The 22,111-nt window shown below is 47.5% G+C and carries 24 protein-coding genes, 1 pseudogene and 1 other annotated feature; of the genes and pseudogenes, 13 read left to right on the plus strand and 12 right to left on the minus strand.

Annotation, left to right across the window (positions count from 1 at the left end; translation table 11 throughout):
- The first annotated feature begins 73 nt into the window (after positions 1-73).
- Genes nikA through P401_RS0104620 form a run of 5 tightly spaced genes read left to right on the plus strand, consistent with a single transcriptional unit; the run spans position 74 to position 5,077 of the window.
- On the plus strand, positions 74-1,684 hold the full coding sequence (gene nikA, locus P401_RS0104600; RefSeq protein ID WP_029341431.1) for a nickel ABC transporter substrate-binding protein: 1,611 nt from the start codon (positions 74-76) through the stop codon (positions 1,682-1,684).
- A gap of 12 nt (positions 1,685-1,696) precedes the next feature.
- Entirely contained in the window at positions 1,697-2,638 is a 942-nt protein-coding gene (nikB, locus tag P401_RS0104605) for a nickel ABC transporter permease (protein ID WP_029341432.1), read from the plus strand.
- Positions 2,635-3,480, plus strand: coding sequence for a nickel ABC transporter permease subunit NikC (nikC, locus tag P401_RS0104610; RefSeq protein WP_081834696.1), 846 nt, complete (start codon positions 2,635-2,637; stop codon positions 3,478-3,480). Before nikB ends, nikC begins: the two co-directional genes overlap by 4 nt.
- Entirely contained in the window at positions 3,477-4,283 is an 807-nt protein-coding gene (locus tag P401_RS0104615) for an ABC transporter ATP-binding protein (protein ID WP_029341434.1), read from the plus strand. Before nikC ends, P401_RS0104615 begins: the two co-directional genes overlap by 4 nt.
- Positions 4,280-5,077: an ATP-binding cassette domain-containing protein gene (locus P401_RS0104620; protein ID WP_029341435.1), complete on the plus strand. Its 798-nt coding sequence runs from the start codon at positions 4,280-4,282 to the stop codon at positions 5,075-5,077. The genes P401_RS0104615 and P401_RS0104620 overlap by 4 nt, the downstream gene beginning before the upstream one ends.
- A gap of 46 nt (positions 5,078-5,123) precedes the next feature.
- Here the strand turns inward: P401_RS0104620 and P401_RS0104625 are convergent, their stop codons facing one another.
- Genes P401_RS0104625 through P401_RS0104635 form a run of 3 tightly spaced genes read right to left on the minus strand, consistent with a single transcriptional unit; the run spans position 5,124 to position 6,999 of the window.
- Positions 5,124-5,894 carry an ABC transporter permease subunit gene (locus P401_RS0104625; RefSeq protein ID WP_029341436.1) on the minus strand — a complete coding sequence of 257 codons (771 nt, stop codon included), beginning with the start codon at positions 5,892-5,894 and terminating at the stop codon, positions 5,124-5,126.
- Positions 5,891-6,775: an ABC transporter ATP-binding protein gene (locus tag P401_RS0104630; protein WP_029341437.1), complete on the minus strand. Its 885-nt coding sequence runs from the start codon at positions 6,773-6,775 to the stop codon at positions 5,891-5,893. Before P401_RS0104630 ends, P401_RS0104625 begins: the two co-directional genes overlap by 4 nt.
- Entirely contained in the window at positions 6,772-6,999 is a 228-nt protein-coding gene (locus P401_RS0104635) for a PLDc N-terminal domain-containing protein (RefSeq protein ID WP_029341438.1), read from the minus strand. Before P401_RS0104635 ends, P401_RS0104630 begins: the two co-directional genes overlap by 4 nt.
- Before the next feature lie 197 nt (positions 7,000-7,196).
- Between P401_RS0104635 and P401_RS17530 the strand changes: the two are divergent.
- Positions 7,197-7,548: pseudogene (locus P401_RS17530) on the plus strand (cupin).
- Between the two features lie 52 nt (positions 7,549-7,600).
- Here P401_RS17530 and P401_RS0104645 read toward each other — a convergent pair.
- Positions 7,601-8,686: a hypothetical protein gene (locus tag P401_RS0104645; protein ID WP_029341439.1), complete on the minus strand. Its 1,086-nt coding sequence runs from the start codon at positions 8,684-8,686 to the stop codon at positions 7,601-7,603.
- Positions 8,687-8,762: 76 nt separating this feature from the next.
- Positions 8,763-9,281: a helix-turn-helix domain-containing protein gene (locus P401_RS0104650; protein ID WP_029341440.1), complete on the minus strand. Its 519-nt coding sequence runs from the start codon at positions 9,279-9,281 to the stop codon at positions 8,763-8,765.
- Positions 9,282-9,430: 149 nt separating this feature from the next.
- On the opposite strand from P401_RS0104650, the gene P401_RS0104655 reads away from it, so the two are divergent.
- Positions 9,431-9,700: a hypothetical protein gene (locus P401_RS0104655; protein ID WP_034785960.1), complete on the plus strand. Its 270-nt coding sequence runs from the start codon at positions 9,431-9,433 to the stop codon at positions 9,698-9,700.
- 67 nt (positions 9,701-9,767) lie between these two features.
- Here P401_RS0104655 and solA read toward each other — a convergent pair whose 3' ends face one another.
- From solA to P401_RS0104675, 3 genes are all read right to left on the minus strand, one after another.
- Positions 9,768-10,919 carry an N-methyl-L-tryptophan oxidase gene (solA, locus tag P401_RS0104660; RefSeq protein ID WP_152548173.1) on the minus strand — a complete coding sequence of 384 codons (1,152 nt, stop codon included), beginning with the start codon at positions 10,917-10,919 and terminating at the stop codon, positions 9,768-9,770.
- 52 nt (positions 10,920-10,971) lie between these two features.
- Entirely contained in the window at positions 10,972-12,669 is a 1,698-nt protein-coding gene (locus tag P401_RS0104665; RefSeq protein WP_051656351.1) for a methyl-accepting chemotaxis protein, read from the minus strand.
- A 530-nt stretch (positions 12,670-13,199) separates the two neighbouring features.
- Positions 13,200-13,670, minus strand: coding sequence for a DUF2975 domain-containing protein (locus tag P401_RS0104675; protein WP_029341444.1), 471 nt, complete (start codon positions 13,668-13,670; stop codon positions 13,200-13,202).
- Positions 13,671-13,816: 146 nt separating this feature from the next.
- On the opposite strand from P401_RS0104675, the gene P401_RS0104680 reads away from it, so the two are divergent.
- From P401_RS0104680 to P401_RS0104690, 3 genes are all read left to right on the plus strand, one after another.
- Positions 13,817-14,041 carry a DUF2188 domain-containing protein gene (locus P401_RS0104680; RefSeq protein ID WP_029341445.1) on the plus strand — a complete coding sequence of 75 codons (225 nt, stop codon included), beginning with the start codon at positions 13,817-13,819 and terminating at the stop codon, positions 14,039-14,041.
- Between the two features lie 137 nt (positions 14,042-14,178).
- Positions 14,179-14,388: a helix-turn-helix transcriptional regulator gene (locus P401_RS0104685; RefSeq protein WP_029341446.1), complete on the plus strand. Its 210-nt coding sequence runs from the start codon at positions 14,179-14,181 to the stop codon at positions 14,386-14,388.
- Positions 14,381-14,764, plus strand: a complete 384-nt coding sequence (locus P401_RS0104690) for a hypothetical protein (RefSeq protein ID WP_029341447.1) — start codon at positions 14,381-14,383, stop codon at positions 14,762-14,764. The genes P401_RS0104685 and P401_RS0104690 overlap by 8 nt, the downstream gene beginning before the upstream one ends.
- A 297-nt stretch (positions 14,765-15,061) precedes the next feature.
- Here the strand turns inward: P401_RS0104690 and P401_RS0104695 are convergent, their stop codons facing one another.
- A complete protein-coding gene (locus P401_RS0104695; protein ID WP_029341448.1) occupies positions 15,062-15,976 on the minus strand; it encodes a hypothetical protein in 915 nt (304 codons plus the stop codon).
- A gap of 109 nt (positions 15,977-16,085) precedes the next feature.
- The gene (locus P401_RS0104700; protein WP_029341449.1) at positions 16,086-16,637 is read right to left on the minus strand and encodes a GNAT family N-acetyltransferase; all 552 of its coding nucleotides are present in this window, start codon (positions 16,635-16,637) and stop codon (positions 16,086-16,088) included.
- Positions 16,638-16,720: 83 nt separating this feature from the next.
- Positions 16,721-16,966: a binding site (T-box leader), on the plus strand.
- 56 nt (positions 16,967-17,022) lie between these two features.
- Here P401_RS0104700 and ileS point away from each other — a divergent pair.
- Genes ileS through P401_RS0104715 form a run of 3 tightly spaced genes read left to right on the plus strand, consistent with a single transcriptional unit; the run spans position 17,023 to position 21,083 of the window.
- Positions 17,023-20,103 carry an isoleucine--tRNA ligase gene (gene ileS / locus P401_RS0104705; RefSeq protein ID WP_051656245.1) on the plus strand — a complete coding sequence of 1,027 codons (3,081 nt, stop codon included), beginning with the start codon at positions 17,023-17,025 and terminating at the stop codon, positions 20,101-20,103.
- Between the two features lie 10 nt (positions 20,104-20,113).
- Positions 20,114-20,590, plus strand: a complete 477-nt coding sequence (locus P401_RS0104710; protein ID WP_029341451.1) for an SMI1/KNR4 family protein — start codon at positions 20,114-20,116, stop codon at positions 20,588-20,590.
- A gap of 16 nt (positions 20,591-20,606) precedes the next feature.
- Positions 20,607-21,083 (plus strand): GNAT family N-acetyltransferase, encoded by a 477-nt coding sequence (locus P401_RS0104715; RefSeq protein ID WP_029341452.1) that lies wholly within the window; start codon positions 20,607-20,609, stop codon positions 21,081-21,083.
- Here the strand turns inward: P401_RS0104715 and P401_RS0104720 are convergent.
- Positions 21,062-21,313: a hypothetical protein gene (locus tag P401_RS0104720; RefSeq protein WP_029341453.1), complete on the minus strand. Its 252-nt coding sequence runs from the start codon at positions 21,311-21,313 to the stop codon at positions 21,062-21,064. The two genes, P401_RS0104715 and P401_RS0104720, sit on opposite strands and share 22 nt — an antisense overlap.
- Positions 21,314-21,371: 58 nt before the next feature.
- Positions 21,372-22,028 (minus strand): carbon-nitrogen hydrolase family protein, encoded by a 657-nt coding sequence (locus P401_RS0104725; protein ID WP_029341454.1) that lies wholly within the window; start codon positions 22,026-22,028, stop codon positions 21,372-21,374.
- Between the last annotated feature and the right edge of the window lie 83 nt (positions 22,029-22,111).

A 22,111-nucleotide genomic window follows, 5' to 3' on the forward strand; every position in this document is an offset into this window, starting at 1 on the left:
CCATTGACAATCCTTCCCTTTCCCTCTTACAATTGAAAATGATTATCAATACAAGTTGGGGGTTCTGTCTACTATGAACGTTAACCGTAAAAAATTACTGATTTCTACCGTCTCGATCCTGTCTTTGACATCATTATTGATCGGCTGCTCGAATCCGGGCGAGTCGACAGGAGAGCGAAAAGATAAAGATACATTGACGCTCGCGTGGCCACGCGACGTCGGAACGATGAACCCGCACGTCTACAACCCATCACAACTGTTCGCGCAGTCGATGATCTATGAGCCACTCGTCCACTACGGTGAAGGTGGAAAGCTTGAGCCTTACTTAGCCTCATCTTGGAAGATCTCACAGGACGGAAAGACGTATACGTTTACGCTTCGTGACGGCGTCAAGTTCTCGGACGGTTCGACGTTCGACGCAGCAATCGTCAAAAAGAACTTCGATGCGATCCTCAAACAAAAAGCCTTACATAGCTGGCTTGGTTTCATCACGAAAATCGAGAAGACGGAAGCCGTTGATGCGAAAACATTCCGCCTGACATTATCCGAAGCCTACTACCCGACGATTCAAGAGCTCGCGGTCGTCCGTCCGGTCCGTTTCCTCGGAGAAGCAGGATTCCCGGAAAACGGTGATACATCGAAGGGTATCAAAAAGGAAGTCGGGACAGGTCCGTGGATGCTCAACGAGTACAAACCGGATCAGTACGCGACGTTTAAGGTCAACAAGAACTACTGGGGTCCGAAACCGAATGTCGATCACATTAAGGTCGATATCATCCCGGATGCAGAGACACGTGTCTTAGCTCTTGAAAAAGGACAGGTCGATTTGATTTACGGGGAAGGCGCAATCAGCATCGATGCCTTCAATCAGTTGAAGACGGATAAGTCGTATAAAACGCAAATGTCTGAACCAGTTGCGACGCGTCTCCTCGTCTTGAACACAAAAAATAAACGTCTGTCTGACGAACGCGTCCGCCAGGCGCTCCAGCACGGGTTCGATAAAGCGGCTCTCGTCGAAGGGATCACGTCGGGACTAGAAGCACCAGCTGACTACCTTCTGCCACCGAACATGCCGTACACGTCGAACCTGAAAGTGAAGCAACGGGATTATGACGTCAAGGAAGCGAATCGTCTCCTTGATGAAGCCGGTTGGGAATTGCCGAAAGGTGAAACAATCCGCGTCAAGGACGGTCAACCGTTGCAAATCGGGATGATGTACGATGCAGCCGAACAGGTCCAAAAGGCGATGGCCGAGACATTGCAGTCGGAATGGTCGAAAATCGGCGTTGAGCTGAAGACGGAAGCCGTCGAATTACCGGATCAAGTTCAGCGCTTTAAGGACAACCGATTTGATATCAATTTCTACAGTAACTTCGGAGCACCGTATGATCCACATACGTTTGTGAACCTGATTGACACGGATGGCTTCGGCTTCAAGGAAGCGATTTCGGCTTATCCGAATAAAGAACAACTGTTACAAGAAATCAAAGATGTCTTGAAGACGACGGACGAGACGAAACGTCAGAAGATGTATGCTGACATTCTGCCATCACTCCAAGATCAAGGGGCGTTGATTCCGATTTCGTACTTGAAGAAGATGGCGATCTATCAGTCGGACGTAACAAACTTCCAGTTCCCGGCGAACCGGGACGAGAGTCCATTTGCTCGGATCGGCATCAACTAAAGGAGGGATGACATGGGGGTCTTCCTCGTCAAACGCATATTATCCGTCATCCCGATCTTGTTACTTGCGGTCTTGATTCTGACCGGATTGATTCATTTGTCACCGGTTGATCCGGCAGAGGCTTATCTGTCCGCTGCCCATATCCAGCCGACGGATGAACTACTCGCTGCCAAACGAGCAGAATTCGGGCTCGATCAACCGTTCTATCAACAATACTTCGATGCCGTCATCCGCTTGGCACAGCTCGATTTCGGAACATCTTATCTTTCTGGCAAACCGGTCCTAGAAGATGTCTTGCTCCGCTTACCACCGACGGTCGAGCTGGCAGTGACAAGTCTACTGCTCGCACTCGTCATCAGTATCCCGCTCGGATTCCTTGCTGGGATCAAGAAGAATGGTTTCTTTGACCATCTCAGTCGGGCAATCGCCTTCATCGGTGCCTCGATTCCGTCGTTTTGGCTCGGGTATTTGTTTATCTTCTTCTTTGCCGTCCAGCTGGATTGGTTTCCGGTCGGCGGAACGGGAAGTGTGATGCACTTGATTTTACCGGCATTGACACTCGCGTTTCCGTTGATTGCCCTGTATACGCGATTGCTGCGCGGTAGTGTGATCGAAGCGTTGAATGAACCGTATGTCTTATTTGCGCGGACACGTGGATTAAAGGAAGGTCGGATTCTTGGGAAACACGTCCTTCGGATGGCGATTCCGCCGATGATCACGGGTCTTGGGATGAACCTTGGGAAGTTGCTGACGGGAACGATTATCGTCGAAACCGTCTTCTCGTGGCCAGGCTTCGGTCGCTACTTCATTGAAGCAATCTTTGATCGGGATATGCCGGTCATCCAAGGCTACGTCTTTCTCGCGGCCCTCGTCTTCATCGGTAGCAGTTTGCTCGTCGACATCATTCAAGCCGTGCTCGATCCACGCCTAGCGAAAAAAGGAGGGACGGTATGAATACTCCACTTCCAGCAACGATGATCCGGTCGCGGTATACACCGCTTCTTTATCTTTGTGCATTCGTCTTAATCGGGATGGCAGGCATTGCTTTGTTTGCGCCATGGATTGCGCCGCATGATCCGAACCTCGTCGACTTGACGCAAAAGCTTCATGGGCCGTCGTCAGCCTATCCGCTCGGAACCGACCAGCTCGGACGCTGCATCTTGTCGCGCTTGATTTACGGCGCGCGGATCTCACTCGGTTGCGCCGTGTTGATTTTCATCGCCTCACTTGCGATCGGACTGTTTGTCGGAACACTAGCCGGCTATCGTGGCGGTTGGGTCGACCAACTCTTGATGCGTCTGTGTGACGGTGTGATGGCATTTCCGAGTCTGATTCTCGTCCTCGGCCTCGTCGGTATCTTCGGTCCAGGACTCAAGCAGGTCATCATCGCCTTGATGCTCGTCCAGTGGGTCTACTACGCGCGAATGTTTCGCGGGATGGTCATGACGTTGAAGACAGAAGCGTTCATCGCCGCTGCTCGCGTCAACGGTTCGTCTTCGTGGAAAATCATCCGGACGCACATCCTGCCGAACATCTTACCACCGCTGCTCGTCATCGGGACGCTTGAGATGGGCTGGGCGATCATGGATATCTCGGCGATGTCGTTCCTCGGGCTTGGTGTCCAGTCACCAACTGCCGAGTGGGGGGCAATGATTCACGAAGGAAAATCGTACATTCGGACGAATCCGGAATTGATGATTTATCCGGGACTTGCGATCATGCTCGTCATCATCAGCTTTAACCTAGTAGGAGAACAGTTAGCAGAACGACTCGGTGTGTCGAAAACGATGAAATGAGAGGAGGTGCCCGTATCGAACCGATTTTAGCTGTCGACGGTCTGACCGTCCGTACGAAACAACAAGTGACACTGATTGAAGAGGTATCATTCTCGATTCAACCAGGTCGGATCCTCGGTCTTGTCGGAGAGAGTGGTTGTGGGAAGACGGTGACGAGTCTCGCTTTGATGCGTCTGCTCAATCCGCAGACGACAGACGTCACCGGTGACATCCAACTGAATGGCAGATCAATCATGTCTCTATCCGAACGAACCGTCCGAACGATTCGAGGCGGTGAAATTGCGTTCATCATGCAAAATCCGATGAGTGCCTTCACACCGGTCTATTCGATCGGGCACCAGATGATCGAGACGATTCAGACCCATTCACGTTGTTCAAAACGTGAAGCGAAACAACAAGCGATGACGGCACTCGAAGAAGTCAATCTGACGGATGCCGCCCGGTTGCTCAAAGCTTATCCGTTCGAACTGAGTGGCGGTATGTTGCAACGGATCATGATCGCCTTAGCCGTTGCCCTGCGCCCAAGCGTCTTGATTGCCGACGAACCGACGACGGCACTCGATGTCTTCAATCAGAAGACGGTTCTTGAATTACTCGAACGGATGCGGGCGACTTACGGAACGGCGATGTTACTCATCTCGCATGATCTCGGTGTGATCGCTGAACTTGCAGACGATGTCCTCGTCATGCAGCAAGGACGGATCGTTGAGCAAGCAGATGTTTTTGAATTGTTTGATCGACCGCAACATCCGTATACACAGTCACTTCTTGCACAGCATCTAGGAAGGGAGGCGTTCGGATGAGTCTCTTGCAGATCGATCAAGTCTCACACGTCTATAAACGCCGGTTTCAACCAGCAAAGACCGTCTTACACGATGTCTCATTGACGCTTGAAGCGGGACGCTGTCTCGGATTGCTCGGGTCGAGTGGTGCCGGCAAAAGTACGCTCGGACGATTGTTGCTTGGGCTCGAACGTCCTTCAAGCGGTACGATTTGGTTCAACGGTGTCGACCGGCATGCGACAAAACGACCGTTTCAAGGAGATGTCCAAGTCGTCTTCCAAGACTCGTTTGCTGCGGTCAATCCAAAGCTGACAGCGGCCGATATCATCGCCGAACCGCTTGATAACTTCATTCGTTTAAAGGGTGAAGCACGGCAACAGCGTCTCGTCACGCTTATCGAACAAGTCGGGCTCAAGGCGACGGATCTGACAAAATATCCGGCGCAGTTCAGTGGCGGGCAACTGCAGCGAATCGCGATTGCGCGAGCGATTGCTGCTGAACCACGTCTGATCGTTTTAGACGAAGCAGTCAGTAGCCTCGACATGGTCAACAAACGATTGATTCTCGCATTGCTAGCTGACTTGAAACGGCTACACGGTCTAACATATGTCTTCATCACGCATGACATTAAAGCTGCCGAGCAACTTTGCGACAGATTCGCGATCTTAGAGCAAGGACGCCTCGTCGGGCATTACCCGAGTCTAGTTGCATTTGATGCTGCGACGGATCCTGCCGTTGAACGGATGCGCCAAGCAAAGCTTGCCGTGCATCCAAGGCAACGAACGATTCGAAAGACACAATCAAACAAAGGATAACGGACTGCTGAACGGCTCCGTTATCCTTTTTTATTGTAGAGCAGGATTAGTAAGGCGTTTTTCGAAACCGAAGACCAGACCAGCCAAGTGTTAGGGCAATCCAAACGAGACAAGAAGCGACACCGATTAGATGGGACGAAGAAAAAAACGACGTGTTCGATGGAAGCGACAGAAGCGCACCAGGCGTGAAAAATAATACATCTGGCATTAGCGAAGGAAGTGCAACAAGTAGTAAGGAAACGACGAGCGACAGGATGCCAATCGGAACAGCGCGTTGCAATAAGGTGCTGATCAGTAGTGTCAGACTGACGACGAATAACATCCAAAGACTAAAATCGAGGATGATGCGTAGCGCAAGCATCAGTGAGAGAGATCCGAACCAATAGACGGTCAGACAATAGGACGTGAGTGCGCCAATCAAAATCCCGAATAGACTGATCATCCCGTGACTGAACCATTTCGACAGCAGATAAACATTCCGGGAGACAGGGCGCGTCAGAATGAAATCCTGCATGCCAGTTTGTCGGTCTGGTGCGAGCAGTCCCATGAAGCTCATGATCAGGACAATCAAGCCGAGCTGATTGAACTGTCCGTGAATCGTTGCGCTGAAAACGTCAAGCGGTTGTGGAGTAGGACGATTCGGATCGACGATGATTCCGTCCGCATTTCCGACATGTGCAAGCAAGACATCCATGTACATCAACAGTAATGGTTGGGTCACGCCGAGGGCAATGAAGAATAGCGGTAACCAGACGATCTTCCATTCTTTCCACGCCTCCAACCACTCGGTCAGCGTCAGTGTATAAAACGTCCTCATACGTCCGCCACCATGTCGAGAAACCGTTCCTCGAGTCCGATCGGTTGATAGGCAATCGAAGCAATCGACCATCCCTGTTGAATCAGAGTGGTCGCTAACTGCGAGAGAACAAGCGGCTGCTGCGCGGAGAACTGATAGCAGCACGGGTTGATTCGATCAATCTCGACTTGTGGAAATAGGGTCGAAGAAAATGAAGGAACAGGGAGGAGCGTCTCGACTTGAATCCGGTATTGATTCACGTTGCGTTGATTGTCGAGTGGCCCTAGCAATTTTCCGTGTTTGATGACGAGGAAGCGGTCGCAACACATCTTCGCGTCCTCTAACAAGTGCGTCGAGACGATGATCGTCATTCGTTTTTTTAGACGGAGAATCAACTGATTGATATCACGTCGACCACTCGGATCAAGTGCGGAAGCCGGTTCGTCGAGAATCAGAAATGTCGGTTCATGTAAGATCGCTTGGGCGATCCCGAGACGTTGGCGCATACCGCCGGACAAACGCTCGATGACTTCTGCTTGTTGATCGTGGAGTCCAACTTCATTTAGAACGTCCGGAATCCGCTTATTTAACGTTGCGCGATCGAGACCTGACAAGCGACCGAAAAAACGTAATGATTGTTCGCACGTCATCCAAGGTTTAAAGTCGGTCTGTTGTGATAAGTAGCCGATCGATTGCTGGTGTTGACGGATGGAGCGCGAAGACATCGTGATGGAACCACGGTCACTCTCGATCATGCCGCTCAGACATTTCAGGAGTGTCGTCTTTCCGGCACCATTCGGACCAATCAGTCCAAGACATTCATGTTCGTGAATCGTAAAGGAAATATCGTCTAGGATAAGACGTCGTTGAAGTGAAAGCTGGAGATGAGAAATCTGAATCATGCTGTCATCCTCCTTCCGAGGACGAAGTAGATAATCGAGCCAATCGGCTGGACGAGGAGAATGATCAATAACCAAGTAGTCGGTGTCGCGATCCTGTCCTTCCGTCTAAACCAATCGATACAGGCGCAGCTGAGTAGAATCAGGTTGATGGAGATGTAAATCAATAATAGGGGCAGGAATCGTTCCCAGTCGATGTGTGATAAGGCAGAGAAATCTGTGTTCATGAAAAACCCTCCTTTTCTATTACCATTATCAATAATGAAAATATAAAAGTCAATGCCATGGACGAATCATCGTTAGTTCTCAATCAGTTAGAGCTATGATAAACTTCTCTTATCAAAATTTTCCAAATGAGATTTGAATCAAATAGTTTAAATGAAAGACGAACTATCAAACGAATCATGATTTTAAGGAGACTTATATGCAGATTTATCAATTCAAAAAAGAGGTTGGTAAGAAGATCACGAAATTTGATTCGAACTTTGTGATGTCGCGAATCATGCAAACTGAAAAAGTGACGCACATCGGATGCATCCATTTAGAGAAAGGATGGCGTGGTCGGTTATCACCAGGCTGTCGTGCCGCAACTTCTATTAATTGTAGAGGGTGAGGGCTTTGTAAGAGGGGAAACGGATGACTACATAAATGTTCAGTGTGGGGAAGTCGTGTTTTGGAAACAAGGAGAATGGCACGAAACGAAGACGGATACGGGTTTAACAGCGATCATGATTGAAAGTGAGTCACTGGATACATCATTTCTCGTTTCCGTATAACGAAACCAATCGCGATACATAAAGAGGCTGACTTATGCGTCAGCCTCTATTCTTATTCAGTACACCATTTTTCTAATTCTTCGAGGCATAAATGTAACCGAGCAGTGATCATTTCTCGATTCCCCATCTGTTGCGTTGTTTTATGAGTGAGTTGAGGCTGATGTAGAATGTCGTAGTGCTCATAAGCTTCTTGCAATACCCATAATGTATACTCATCCAGTAATCGTCGAGTTTGAATGGTGAGTTTGTCTCCAACCACGTTAGAGCAATATCCACTTATGAATCCATCAGCTATTTTGTTAAGAACATAACTTTTTTCTTTATACGCTTGATTTATGTATCGTGGAGCATTTGAAAAGGTTGGTAACAAAAAATTGTAACAAAAAACAAAGTAAGCTGCATATTTCAAATCAAAGTCCAATCTTGGAAACGGGTCAATGATTGCAATGTGTTCATCACTTAAAATTAAATTTTCTGGTGTTACATCTTGATTCACGAGAGAGATGTTTTGAACCTGAGTTCGTCTATTTTCAATTAAAGCATGAATATGTTTACCGACTTTTTCTTTATCAAAGCAAAGACTAGAGTGAATGAGAGCATTTAAGGCGGTTAAGACGTGGTCATTTTCTTCCTGCCATAATTCATCCCTGTTTTTTGAATCGCTACCTCGTAAAGTTTCCCCTTGCCAGTGCAGTTCCCCGAAACCTGCAATAGAGGTTTTCTGGTTGTGTATATTGTGATAAATTCGACCTAATTTCTTACCGTAAGAATGGGCTTTATTCTGATCGAGTAACAATAAATCCGTTCCACGACCCATGAACGTTTCTACTGTAAATACTGTGTCATCTTCAATGAAATATTGATAAAAATCAGGACAGACATTTTGATCACTTGTATTGGCGTGTAAATAGTAAGCTTTCGTAGACTCATACTCTGTAGTCAGCTCTTGTTCATTAATCTGTTGCAACTCCCCATAAGCTTCATTCTTTTTTATGCGAATCACAAGGTCTTGATCATCTACTCTCTTTAACTTATATACAGTGTGCCAAGCTCCTTCACCAATCTTTAGAATCTGTTCTGCTTTTACGTTCAACGTATCCAGCACAATTGCATCAAGATTTTCTTTGATCCGTTTCATGGGGTCTATTTTCTCTCCCTCGCAATGTTGTCTCGTTTCATTTTGGTGAAAATACGCTTCTAGAAACGGAGCGTGTTTACGGCAAGATGACGAGTGAGACGGTCCGTTCAGTTGCCTGGTCTTCTGTCTCTAGGTGATGATATTTTTCGAGCAGTGCCCGCATGTCCTGTTGAAAATCATTGAAGGTTTCATCCGTCAGGTGCAATTTCGCGATCGAGAACGTCGAGTGGTCCTGACCTTGCGTTTGAACGGTCTGTTCGAAGTACGTCTGGTACTGCTGCAAGACGTACATGAAGTAGAACGAGACGAAGTTCACTTTTTCATCGTACGTCGCACTGTTCCAGTCTGCTTCGCTGATTTGATAGCCGCTTGTGTTCAAGGCATAGATTTTCTCTTCGACTTTTCCAACACGCTGGACGGCGACGACCTTCAACAACTGATCGTCCATCATCGCATTGACTTGCCGGTACAAAGTTGACTGCGGTACATCCGTTAAACGTTGATTCAGTTGCATGATTGATAAGCCGTCTTCGAGATCAATCAATTCGAGCGCAATCTTAAACCGGACATGATTTTTGAATAAGTTAAAGTTCACGTCGTGTCCCACTCCTTCATCCAATCGTTTCTAAAACTATCTTATCATGCTTTTGGAAACATTCTTAAAAATGATAATGAAAAAAGAGGAAATGTGATGCGTCTCTTGAATGATTTATACTAGAACATCATAAAGAAAGGAGTCATCATATGAAAAATACAAGTTATCGCTACGGTACATATGCACTCATTACAAGCTTTTTCTTATTCTTCGTCGTCCAGATGTTCCGAGCGTATATTGAATTATCTCCAGAATTTCTAGGAGAAAACCTTGGTGAGTATTACTTAACATATTTCCCGATGAGTGCATTGATCCTTGGACTGGTACTACTTATCCACGGCTGGTGGAATGAAGATGAGAAAAAACAGCGTGAAAAGCTAGCTTCAAAAAATCAACAAGAATCAAATGAATCGGTGTGACATCATACCGTTGATAAAGAAGACCGACAACGAATTTTCGTTGCCGGTCTTTATCGTTTCATATGCCTTATTTCGCAAAACGCTTAATCGCGAAAGGTCCGATCGGTTCAGTCGTCGATCGTTCCATGATCAATTCACTGAGTACTTTTCCGACTAAGCTGCTGAACTTGAATCCGTGACCGGAAAAGCCGGCGGCGATCGCGATGTGCGGATAGTCCGGATGCAAATCGATGATGAAATCCTCATCTGGCGTCATCGTATAGAGACACGTTTTGCCGTGAGCTAAAGTTTCGATCGAGGGCATGAACGTATTCGTGAACTGTCGTAAATCAGCCAGATCACCAGTCTCTTGACCGAATGGACGGCGTGGTTGATTCGGATCAACGGGAATCCCACCGTCGTGGCGTCCGATTTTCAGGCCGGTTTGAGCGATGCTTGGAAAACCGTAATAATAACCGGCGGGTGTATCAAAAGCGAAGGCAGGGAACACCGCGTCATTAAATACCTCTTCCGCTGCTTCGAACCAGGCGAACGTCTTGCGGACCGGTCGCAGCGGTAAGGAGAGTCCAGTCTGTTCCAGTAACGGACCAGACCAGGCGCCAGCTGCGACGATCAACGCGTCAGCCGAATAGGTGTCTGATTCGACGGTCACGTCAACGCCAGTGGCGTGGGCAGTGAGCGTCGTCACTTTCGCATTCGTCCGAATGTCGACGCCGTTCGCGACAGCAAGATCGCGATACGCTTCAATACAATCCTCGCACTTCAATACACCAGACGTCGGTTCAAAACAGCAGATATAATCGTTGGACATCGTTAAGCCGGACCAGCGGGTTCTAACTTCCTCAGCCGTCAGGACCTCGAGCGGCAAATCGTATTGTGCTGCACTCCTGATGATCGTTTGCATCGAACGGGACGAACGGTGACCAGCGTTTAAGACTCCCGTGTTCAGGAATAGACTTCGGCCGCTGATCTGTTCTAACTCATACCATAAGCGTTGCGCGGCTAATGCCAGTGGTACGTAGGCTTCACCTTCACCGTAGGCATGGCGAATGATCCGAGTCTCCCCGTGATGGCTCGCCTGATCATGCGGTGGATTGTGGGCATCTAACAATAGGATTTTTTGATCGGTTCGTGAAAGATAGTAGCCGGCTGCCATCCCCATGGAACCGGCACCGACGATGATGACATCATAATGGGACATCTGGTTCGACTCCTTCATATGTAAGTTCACACCAGTATAGAGTGAGAACCTAGAAATGACAAATGAAAGATTAAATCTCGAAGCGACGGGCTTCCTGTTCTAAGTGTTCTGTCCGCTCGTTCAAATCACCGACGAGTGTATGCAGCGTCGTAATCGTCGCAATCATTTGTTCAGACGCAGCGGCAACTTCCTCATTACTCGCTGTATGTTCTTCCGCGACAGCGGCAATTTCCGTCAAGGCATTACGGATGAATCGTTCTGCCTGCAAGACGTCTTCCATCTGTTGCGTCATCTGTTGTGTTGCTGACGAGACGTGCGTGACTTGATCGGTCAACCGTTCGAACGTCGTATCCGTATCGAGGACGATTTGTTCACCGGCTGCTGTTGCTTCGACCGTCGTCTTGAAGCTGTGTTGCATCTGTTGCGCACTGGCTTCGATCGACGTGACAATCGTTGCGATTTCACTGACACTGCTAGCGACGTGGCTTGAGAGATTCTTGACCTCGGTCGCGACGACGGCGAATCCTTTTCCTTGTTCACCAGCGCGTGCCGCTTCGATCGCGGCATTGAGGGCGAGTAGATTCGTCTGTTCGGAAATACCGCGGATGATGCCGACGAGAGTTTGGATATCTGATGATTGCTGTTTCAGTAGATCAATCTGTTCAGCAGACTGCGTGACGTGCTGATGAATGTGGCGCATCTGTTCGACGGAAGCGGACATTTGATCCCGTCCGACTCGTGTCAGTGTTGCCATCTGCTCCGTCGTTCCTTGAATTTCAATACCAGACTGATTCGTCGTCTCGATCAATGCTGCGAACCGATTCATCTCGTCATTCAACGAAAGCGTGACTTGCGTCTGACTTTCGGTCCCGGTCGCGATTTCCGACATCGTATGAGCGATTTGTTCGGACCCGTCGAGTACTTCTGATGTACTTTGATCAATCGATTGACTCGTCGTCGAGACGAGAGTGGCTGTCTGTTTGATATCAACGATCATCGTCCGTAACATCTCGTTCATATCACGAATCGAGATGGCAAGCGCATAGATTTCGTCTCTCGAAGAAATCGTCAAATCGGTCAACGTCTGTTTTGCCTGATCGAGTCGTCCCTCGGCAATCAAGGCAGCGACTTTCTGTAACGTCTCGAGCGGACGTAATTTTCGACCGAGTACGATGTAGAGCAAGACGAGTGTGATCGTTAACAGAAGAAGTAAAAGTCCAATGAAAATCGGTGCATTTTGTTTTAATAATTCTGTTGTGAGGGCATCGATTTCCTTCGCAGCGATGTCGACGCCAAGAATTCCGATGATTTGACCAGACGCATCCTTTAACGGAACGTAGACACTCATATACTGTCCATATGCAGGATCATCAATGATGTCCGTCGCGTGTGTTCCACCATTTAATACGTCCTTCATGTCAGTAACTTTTGCGCCACTCGCCGGTTCATTAATCTTTGCGGCATCTTTCTTAGGGAGACCGTCAATCAGCAAACGGACCTTGTTTTGGTCGATGCGTGCTGTGTATGTATACAAGAGTCCGTTTTGTTTACGTAAGGTATCAAGTTGATTCCGTAGGGTTTCATACTGCTCGGACGCGACAGGCGATTGTAGGAATTCGCTATAAGCCACTGTGTCGAATGTTTTGCTGATGCGAAGCGCGTCTTTTTCGGCGGTCGCTTTCAGCGTTGAGACCGCAGTTTGTTTCGTATTGAAGTATAAGGCCAGACTACTAAAAACAAAAAAGGCAATCAAAATCAAACTGATCATTACTAAAAGACGTGTTCGGATGGAATGGTTCTTGGTTGTGTTTTTCACATGCAACCGTCCTTTCAACTCATATTTTCTATCTGTAACTCATTTATCGGTCGTTAAAATACATATTAAACAGGACTTTTTGAGGATTTTTTTATAAAAGGTCGTAAGAAAAACCGTTTTTTCTTAAAAAAGGATTTATTAAGAATGATTCAGGGCACATATTAGATAGAAAAAAATACAAGTTGAGGGAAGAGGGATTGAGATGGAAAGTGAAGTCGATCATCGAATCAAGGCAAGACATGTATATGAAAATGAATTACGAAGACACGCGGTCAGCACAAAAAAACTACATTTCGATTGATGACATGTCTACGTTGCCAATCGAAGATTCTGTTGAAACAGGGACATCAGGATAGCCATCAATGTGACGCGAACTAAAAAATCCCGCTCTTAGGAGCGAGATTGAACAAAGTGTTAGGTAGGAAAAGCAACGACTAGAATGACAAAAACAATCATGAGCACTTGTTTTTCGGTCATTCAAGTTAGGATTTCATAGGCAACACATAGCGTATTAATAATTGTTGGATACAGGCAAGTAGCGTTCCGATTGTCAACGGAGCAAGAATCAAACCCATTCCGATGATAATCAGACCAGGCGCGTCGTCAATCTGACCAATATAGAAAAAGACGGGAAAGAGACATGCCGTTAAAATGGCGACGATATAAAAAGACAATTTCATCGATTGAATGGAAGCAGTGATGAGTGGAAAAGCCGGAGGAGCCATCGACATATATCGAAGGATGCGGAGCGCATGGAATAAAATCAAAAGAGTCGGGATGAAGATAAGGTATGCGGTCAATAGAACACTGTAGCCAGGTCGCTCGAGTAACAAGTTTTTCGTGATACCATGCCAGACAAGTGGGATACCAAGACCAGCTAAACCGAACAGACTGAAGATGATACCGAAGACGATAAAGCGTAAAAACCGAACTTGCCAGACGAAATGATTCACGATATCAACTCCTTTCGAGGCAACAAACGTTTCTTTTAGTATACTGCATCTCCCGAGAGGCTAGTAGAAAATTCAAGTGAAGAGGCAACCGCACTTTAAAATAGTGTCATGAAGATGAAATAGATTAAGGAAATGGAGGTCACGTGATGAAACGAGAGCAACATGTCACGCCGCATCCAAAAGGTGGCTATCAAGTGAAAGCTGCCGGTGCGACTCGAGCAACCAAACGATTCGCTACACAGAAAGAAGCGATTGCAGAAGGGCGTCGCATTGCGAAAAGTCAGAAGACAGAGCTCGTCATTCATAACAAAGAAGGGCAGATTCGGGAAAAAGATTCCTACGGACATGATCCATTTCCACCACGAGGTTGAGCCATCATATACGACACGTTCTGATCATGAGAGCGTGTCTTTTTAATGATTTTTATGTCAAAAGTTTTTGACATGATGATGGAAGTTCATTACAGTAGAGATGTAAAAAGAATTTGACACGTCGTGGAGGAATGAACATGAGAAACCACATCAAGGAGCGACGTCTAGCGGCAAAATTATCGCAACAAGAACTGGCTGATCGTTGTCAGGTCAGTCGGCAGACGATTAATGCGATTGAAAACAACAAGTATGATCCGACTTTACAATTAGCGTTTAATATCGCCAAAGTCTTACGGACACAAGTCGATCATCTGTTCATTTCAGAACAGGAGGAATGGGATGTCTAAGAAAAAAACGGTTTTATTTTTAGTAACGCTCGTGATACTTGCGAGTCTTACCGTCATCAGTATGATCATCGAAAACAACGTAACGTTCTTCTCGATTGTTCAATTGGCGATTCTGTTGATCATGTTCTTCTCGTATTTTACGTGGGCGCGGACGACGGAGGACGAGCGTCCGGTACCTGATGACGAACTTGGAGAAAAGATTACGATGGAGAGCGGGCTCGTTAGCTACAAAATTCTGATTGTCCTGATTTTTGGATTCATCTGTCTCGATTACTTTTTACATGAATCAGCGAATCTGTTATTGATCGTTTTGTTCGCGATTGCTTTAGTTACACTACCAATCATTGAGTTTATGAAAGCACGTTCCTATCGATGAAGCGGTTTGGAACGGAAAGGAGTAAAGCATGGACGAACAACGATACTGACTTCACTTCCGATGGTACACCTACTATATTATATGGAATGTGCCTGCTGCACCATGCACGAAAAGCGATTGAGCTCGCTCCACTAGGTGTTGCTTATTATGAATTTATCTTGTTTTTTGAGGGCAATCCCATGTCTATCTGTTTAAAGAAGAAATAACTGATACCCACAAACGAATCAAAGAATTGCATAAATGATGAAAAAAATACCTAGATGAGATGACTAATAATCTCTTCTAGGTATTTTTTTATTATTTTGTCAGTACAGGTGAAATCAATGTAGTAACTGTACTGTTTCCTTCTGCAGTTACACGAAGATTCGCCACACCCGTGACATCAATATCAAAGTCTATTTCATCCGCGCCATATACAACATCATAGCGACCGAGTTCTTTTCCGTTATTGTCGGAGAATACAAGTGTCATTTCATCTTCTGGACTCGCATAGTTCAAGTCACTCGAACTTTTTGTCAAAGCTTGTTCAGTCAAAAGGGACAGTTGACCAGATAATTTTTTATATTTTCGATCAAGACTAAAAGTAGCATATTCATCATTGAAGAACCCTGATAAGATTACGTTTTGATTATTTAGTTTACCATTCGCTAAAATGGATTGATTTTTTTCAATCGATTCAAACGATGAAGAGGCGATATGGATCGATGAAAGTGATGTACCTGAAAGTGGTGTTCCGACTTCATAAGCGGTGGAAGTCTCGATTAGAGGTAATCCTGAAAGGTCTGCTAACAATTGTAATGGTACGTATGGCGTTTTACCAAGCATCAACAAACTTTCTGTATTTTTGTACTTACCAGTTACGACTGCTCCGTCTGTGACAAGTGATTTTGAAGATGCGAGAAGGCGATACCCAGTCGAAAGCTCTTTGATCTTCTTTTTGTTCCCTTCGTTCTCGATTTGAAGATTCTTGTACTTAGTATCAAGTGATTTATAAGACTTTGAGAGGCTCGTGTGCTGTCCTTGTAACGTCTTATAAGCGTTTTCCGACTTCTTTGTTTTTTTCTTTTCGTCGGCTAGTTGTTTTTGGAGTGCTGCTTTTTCCTTTTTCAGTTTAGCCACTTCTTTTGAACTTGAACTTGCTTCAACGATTGATGTCTGCATGACACCGAATGCTAATGATGATACAAGACCTGCTGCGATCCATTTCTTCAAGATGGTTCCCCCTTAAATGACAAAAATGATTTCTTACACCTAACAGTATATTCCAATATCACCTTTTTAGATTTCAATCATTTTGAAATGAAGGGAATGTTTTTATAGATTAAATTTGAAACCAATCACTTCGCAATATCGAGTACATATACAAATCATCGAATTGTCCACGCGTTTTCTCATATTGACGAAGCAACCCTTCACGCTGGAATCCGAGCCGTTCAAGCAATCGTAGCGAAGCGGTGTTTGCTGGTAGGACAAGTGCTTCGATCCGGTTGAGCGAAAGTTCTGTAAAGCCATATTCGATGACCGCAAGCGATGCTTCCTTCGCGATGCCTTGTCCCTGATAGGCAGGGCTCAACTCAAACCCAAGTTCTGCCCGCTGATGGCGTTCCGCTTGATTCAAGAAACCGCAACTGCCGATGATGACATCGTCTTCTTGTAACGCAATCCCGAACCGGATACCCGTTCCATCGCGACGAATCGAGGCATACCAGTCAATCTCTTCAAGCGCGTCTGCTTCTGATTGAAAGGCGGCGAGTCCCATCTGTTTGACGACGTGTTCGTCTGATAAATAGGCTAGGACACTCGTAACATCTGCTGGTAACACTTCGCGTAAGACAAGACGGTTCGTTTTAAGCGTTGGGAAAGTATGTAACATTCAAAAAACTCCTTTGCAAGAAAATGTAAAAAAATATTGTCAATGTTTAAGGCATATGGTAAAATTCTCCACAACAAGAGCATATCATTTCGTTGACGAGAAAGAGTAATGATTGTCCCTCTGCCTTACAGAAAACCGGGATTGCTGAGAACCGGTAGCCAGATCAATCATGAAGATCCTCTCTGAGAAGTCACGCTGAACCATTCAGTAAGCGTGACCGGGTGTCCACCGTTACATGGAATGCACATGATAGTGTGCAACTAAGTGCTGTCGAGAACGAGTATTCTCGACGGAATATGGGTGGTATCGCGGTGAAGTCCGTCTCTGTCAAAGGGGGCGGACTTTTTTGTATTCTCTTAGTTACTGACAAAGGAGCGAACAAGAGATGACGTCACAAAACCAAGCAGAAACCGTACAACAACGCGAGGCGCGTGTCCGAAACAGATGGAAACAAGACCAGGTCTTCGCACGATCGATTGAGCAACGCACGGAAGCGGAATTCGTATTCTACGAAGGACCGCCGACTGCGAACGGTTTACCCCACGTCGGTCACGCGCTCGGACGAACCGTCAAGGATACCGTCGCCCGCTATAAGACGATGAAAGGGTTTCGGGTCGAGCGAAAAGCCGGCTGGGATACGCATGGACTACCGGTCGAACTCGGTGTCGAGAAACAACTCGGGATCTCTGGCAAACAAGCAATCGAAGACTACGGTGTTGAAGCATTCATCGCACGCTGTAAGGAAAGTGTCTTCTCCTACGAGGCACAGTGGCGTTCCTTCACGGAAAAACTCGGCTACTGGGTCGACATGGATGACCCTTACGTGACGATGGAGGACGATTATATCGAAAGCGTCTGGCATATCCTCGGGACGATCCATGACAAAGGCTGGTTGACGAAGGGACATCGTGTATCACCGTATTGTCCGAGCTGTCAGACGTCACTCAGTTCCCATGAAGTCGCGCAAGGCTATCAGGACGTGACGGACTTATCGGCGACGGTTAAACTCCCAATCGTCGGCATGGAGCAGACGTTTCTACTTGCGTGGACGACGACACCATGGACGTTACCGGCAAACGTCGCGGTGGCGGTTCATCCGGAATTGACGTACGTCACAGTATCGTTTGAAGGAGAGCTATTCATTGTCGCAAAAGCGTTAGTCGCTGAACTGTTCTCGGAATCCGTCGAGGTCGTATCCGAACAGATTGGTGCGGAACTCGTCGGCTTGCGTTATGAACCACCGTTTGATTTCGTGACGCCGGAGAATGGTCACACGGTCGTCGGGGCTTCCTTTGTCCAAGCGACGAGTGGAACCGGACTTGTCCATCTTGCCCCAGCGTATGGGGAAGAGGATTACCGGGTCGTCCGGGAAAACGGACTATCGTTCGTTAACGTCGTTGATGCTGCTGGGTGTTACACGGATGCCGTTCCACCACTCGTTGGTCGATTCGTCAAAGAGTCAGACGTCGCGATCATCCAGCTGCTCGCTGAACGGGGACGCTTGTTTGCGAAAAAACGCTATACGCACAGCTATCCGCATTGTTGGCGATGTGACTCACCACTGCTCTATTACGCACAAGATAACTGGTTCATCGAGACGACGGTCGTCAAGGAACAACTCCTTGCGAACAATGCGTCTGTGACGTGGTACCCCGATCACGTCAAGGAAGGGCGGTTCGGAAAGTTCCTTGAGCAACTCGTCGACTGGAACATCAGTCGCAATCGCTACTGGGGCACACCACTGAACGTCTGGGAGTGTGAAGCGTGTGACACGACGTTCGTTCCAAAAAACAAGGCTGACTTGTTGCACCGGACGACATCGACGGAATCCGTCGAGTTGCATAAACCATACGTTGATGCGTTATCGGTCTCGTGTCCGACGTGTCAGGGAGTGATGCACCGGACACCAGAAGTCATCGATGTCTGGTTTGATAGCGGAGCGATGCCGTTCGCGCAACAGCATTATCCGTCACGGACGCAGACGCTTAACCGCTATCCAGCCGATGTCGTCATCGAAGGCATCGATCAGACGCGGGGCTGGTTCTACAGCTTGCAAGCGATCTCGACACTCTTCACGGGACAGCCTGCCTATAAGCGTGTCCTCGCACTCGGGCACGTCCTCGACGAGAACGGGCAGAAGATGTCGAAGAGTCGTGGAAATGCCCTTGACCCGGTGGCGTTAATCGAAGCATATGGTGCTGATAGATTACGCTGGGCGCTACTCGTCGACAGCAGTCCGTGGAGTGCGAAACGGTTTGCTGAGCGGATCGTCCAAGAAGCAAAATCAAAACTAGTCGATACACTGGATCATGCCGTCCAGTTCTATCTGACGTATGCCAAGCTGGACGGATTTGATGGCTCACGTCCGCAAAAACGGACGCGTCTCGACGAATGGTTGCTCTCGCGTGTCCATCAGACGACGCAAGACGTGACGGATGCGATGGACGATTATCAATTGACTCAAGCAGCACGGAGTCTTGCGCAACTCGTCGGTGAGATCAGTAACTGGTACATCCGCCGTTCGCGGGAACGTTTCTGGCAAGCTGACTGGTCGCAAGAGAAACAAGCCGCGTACAAGACGCTTCACTTCGCACTTTCGACGACGGCACGACTACTCGCTCCGTTCACGCCGTACCTTGCTGATGATGTCTATCAGCGATTAACAGGAATGAGCGTGCATGTAGCGGATTATCCGGTTGCCGATCCATCGATGCTCCGACCTGATCTGGAATACGAAATGGCACAGGTTGTCTCTGTAGTCGAGTTAGGACGACAAGTACGTAATACGCACGCTTTAAAAGTCAAACAACCGCTTGCTAGCCTAAGCGTCCAATCAAGCGAAACCTTTTCGTGGGCGGACTATACGGCAATCATTCAAGAGGAACTGAATGTAAAAGACGTCCAAATCGTTCCGACGACGCAAGCGACGACAAGCTTCCGTCTTAAACTGAACTTCCGCGTAGCCGGAGCGAAATTCGCACAGCAAGCAAACGCGATCCATCAATGGCTAAAACAATTGTCTGCACAGGAGACTTCAGACTTGCTCGAGACAGGAAGATTGATCTACCAGACCGCTTCAGGCGACGAAGTCGAAGTGCGTCAAGCAGACGTCATCGTTGAACCAATCGTCAAGGCGGGCTTTGCTGCTGCGACAAGTGGTGGACTCACCGTGACGCTCGATACGCGGATCACGGAAGCACTGGAGCAGGAACGCTGGATGCGGGAGCTCGTTCGCTATATCCAGTCTGAACGAAAGGCACAAGCGTTATCGCGGGACGCCCGAATCGATCTCGTCTTATCGGTCGATGCGACGTTCCAACCGATCGTCGAAACGTTTGAGCCTTTGTTATTCAAACACCTTGCCTTATCCTCCGTGCGAACTGAACCGCTACAGGGAGCAGGGGATGTCCAGCTAGGCGGACACGATGTCGGTGTCTCGTTCGCACCAACGAAAGAATATTGTTAAGGAGAAGGTCATGATTGCATTAGAAGGTCGACTCGTCGACGGTTTGTTAGAGGTTCAAAAAGAAGAAGGATACGTCTCGCGAGAACGTTTCATCTTTAACCGAGGAGCAACGGACGAACAGCTCGCGCTGTTACCTGAGTGGACGGCAGACGACTATCAGACGTTCTTACGTCAACATAACGGGGCGAAGCTCTTTCAGCACGAAACGTTATCGTACAACGATGGATTCGAACTTTTTTCGATTGAGGATTGCCTGACGTATAGCGAGATTTGGGAATGTCCCGAAGACTTCTTGGCGATCGGCGCAGGACCAGACGGGGAGTGGATCGTATACGAGATGAATCGACCGGCAGGAAATCGGATCTGGAGTGGGGAATTTCTTAATTTCGAGGAATGGAAAGAAGACACGATGCCGTTCGGCTTTGAGCGATGGCTCGACTACTTGATTGTCGCGCAAGGCACACCATTTTGGGAGTGGTTAAGTTAAGAGAGGGAGAGTATTATTGGATATTCAATTAAAGACAGCGTCTCTTGCAGACGCTGCGAAACTTCACACGCTTCAAATCAAGGCGTTTTCAGAGACGCTCGAGCGGTATCAAGATTTTGCGACGAATCCGGCGAACGAATCGATTGATCGTGTCATTCACCGGATCACGCATCCGAGTAGTACGTTTCATCAAATCATCGTCGACGGTGACGTCGTCGGCGGGATTTGTGTCGTTGCGAAAGCACCGACTCGCTACGCCATCAGTCCGATGTTTTTAGATCCAGCCCGTCAAGGTAAAGGGATCGCCCAACGCGCATTACAGCTCGTTGAAGCAGCGTATCCGGCTGCTGCGACTTGGGAACTGCGGACGATTCGCGAAGAGACACGTAACTGTTACTTTTATGAGAAGATGGGTTACCGATTGACTGGTGTCAGTCAACCGCTCAATGAACGGGCGACACTCGTTTCTTATCAAAAATCAGTTTCGGAATGAGCGGGTTTTATCGGAAGGAAGAACCACCACAGATTCGTTAATAGAGCGGCAAGGACGGCAAAGTTAAACAGATAAAGACAAAAGAAGAAGACGAACTCACCGATGTCCTCAAGGTTAGCTAACGGATTATCGACCAAGTACGATTCGTGACTGACCCCGAAGATGAATAAAGGAAAGAAGACATAGAAGTATCGTTTCCAAAAGAATGACGCACGACCTGTTTGAGACATATGAGCACCTCCTGAAGGAATGGCACGCTTCTTCTGACCGGAAGAAGCGTGTGTTCGTTTACGATAAAGATGGTGTACCGACGACTTCGACGTGGCGCGTGACCGTATCAAACAGACGTGTCCGCGTATCGTTATGAGACAACAGCAACGGTTCACCGGTCTCGTCATAGATGAAGGCAATAGGAATAGAAAAACCACAGTTGCGGTACGAACCATCGGCATGACTCGTTCCGATCATGAGCGCTTGTTGCGCCTGACTGATACTACGTGCTTCACCGGACCACTCAACGTACTGTTCCTCGCTGAACATGCCGACGCCAATCGGATTGAAGATGAGATCAAGTCCGGATTCCTCGCGTAGTCCATCTTTTCCTAAGAAGATTTCGCGGCAGAGGACGTATCCATAGCGGAATAACCCTTCGTTTGCTGTTGAAGGCGTATAAAGCGGTCCAGCTTCTGGTGTTTTTGCGCGATCAAGCAGAATCGTCCCGGTCGCATCGATGATGACAGCGCGATCGAGATTCGCTTCATCCTTGTAACCGACGACGATGGCTGTTTCGAACTGTTTGGCAAGATGTTGCACGCGTTCGAGTTCCGTGACCGTACAATAGCCTTCCGGGTAGACAATCAGATCGACTTCAGGATAAGCGGCGATTTCACGTTCGAATTGCTCGAGTCCGGTCTCGCGTTTTGGTTGAGCGATTAATAATTTCATCAAAACATCCTCTCAGGCATAAATATATCTGAAAAATCAGACTTTACATTCGTAATGATTTTACCATTAGTGGTAAAATAAAG

It is taken from the genome of Exiguobacterium acetylicum DSM 20416, from assembly GCF_000702605.1.
GTDB classification, from domain to species: Bacteria; Bacillota; Bacilli; order Exiguobacteriales; family Exiguobacteriaceae; genus Exiguobacterium_A; species Exiguobacterium_A acetylicum.

Bases quoted from the DNA above. Each gene is read 5' to 3' on its own strand.
- nikA (WP_029341431.1), top strand. From the start codon at position 74: ATGAACGTTAACCGTAAAAAATTACTGATTTCTACCGTCTCGATCCTG.
- nikB (WP_029341432.1), top strand. From the start codon at position 1,697: ATGGGGGTCTTCCTCGTCAAACGCATATTATCCGTCATCCCGATCTTG.
- nikC (WP_081834696.1), top strand. From the start codon at position 2,635: ATGAATACTCCACTTCCAGCAACGATGATCCGGTCGCGGTATACACCG.
- P401_RS0104615 (WP_029341434.1), top strand. From the start codon at position 3,477: ATGAGAGGAGGTGCCCGTATCGAACCGATTTTAGCTGTCGACGGTCTG.
- P401_RS0104620 (WP_029341435.1), top strand. From the start codon at position 4,280: ATGAGTCTCTTGCAGATCGATCAAGTCTCACACGTCTATAAACGCCGG.
- P401_RS0104625 (WP_029341436.1), bottom strand. From the start codon at position 5,894: ATGAGGACGTTTTATACACTGACGCTGACCGAGTGGTTGGAGGCGTGG.
- P401_RS0104630 (WP_029341437.1), bottom strand. From the start codon at position 6,775: ATGATTCAGATTTCTCATCTCCAGCTTTCACTTCAACGACGTCTTATC.
- P401_RS0104635 (WP_029341438.1), bottom strand. From the start codon at position 6,999: ATGAACACAGATTTCTCTGCCTTATCACACATCGACTGGGAACGATTC.
- P401_RS0104645 (WP_029341439.1), bottom strand. From the start codon at position 8,686: ATGAAACGGATCAAAGAAAATCTTGATGCAATTGTGCTGGATACGTTG.
- P401_RS0104655 (WP_034785960.1), top strand. From the start codon at position 9,431: ATGAAAAATACAAGTTATCGCTACGGTACATATGCACTCATTACAAGC.
- solA (WP_152548173.1), bottom strand. From the start codon at position 10,919: ATGAAGGAGTCGAACCAGATGTCCCATTATGATGTCATCATCGTCGGT.
- P401_RS0104665 (WP_051656351.1), bottom strand. From the start codon at position 12,669: ATGATCAGTTTGATTTTGATTGCCTTTTTTGTTTTTAGTAGTCTGGCC.
- P401_RS0104680 (WP_029341445.1), top strand. From the start codon at position 13,817: ATGAAACGAGAGCAACATGTCACGCCGCATCCAAAAGGTGGCTATCAA.
- P401_RS0104685 (WP_029341446.1), top strand. From the start codon at position 14,179: ATGAGAAACCACATCAAGGAGCGACGTCTAGCGGCAAAATTATCGCAA.
- P401_RS0104690 (WP_029341447.1), top strand. From the start codon at position 14,381: ATGTCTAAGAAAAAAACGGTTTTATTTTTAGTAACGCTCGTGATACTT.
- P401_RS0104700 (WP_029341449.1), bottom strand. From the start codon at position 16,637: ATGTTACATACTTTCCCAACGCTTAAAACGAACCGTCTTGTCTTACGC.
- ileS (WP_051656245.1), top strand. From the start codon at position 17,023: ATGACGTCACAAAACCAAGCAGAAACCGTACAACAACGCGAGGCGCGT.
- P401_RS0104710 (WP_029341451.1), top strand. From the start codon at position 20,114: ATGATTGCATTAGAAGGTCGACTCGTCGACGGTTTGTTAGAGGTTCAA.
- P401_RS0104720 (WP_029341453.1), bottom strand. From the start codon at position 21,313: ATGTCTCAAACAGGTCGTGCGTCATTCTTTTGGAAACGATACTTCTAT.
- P401_RS0104725 (WP_029341454.1), bottom strand. From the start codon at position 22,028: ATGAAATTATTAATCGCTCAACCAAAACGCGAGACCGGACTCGAGCAA.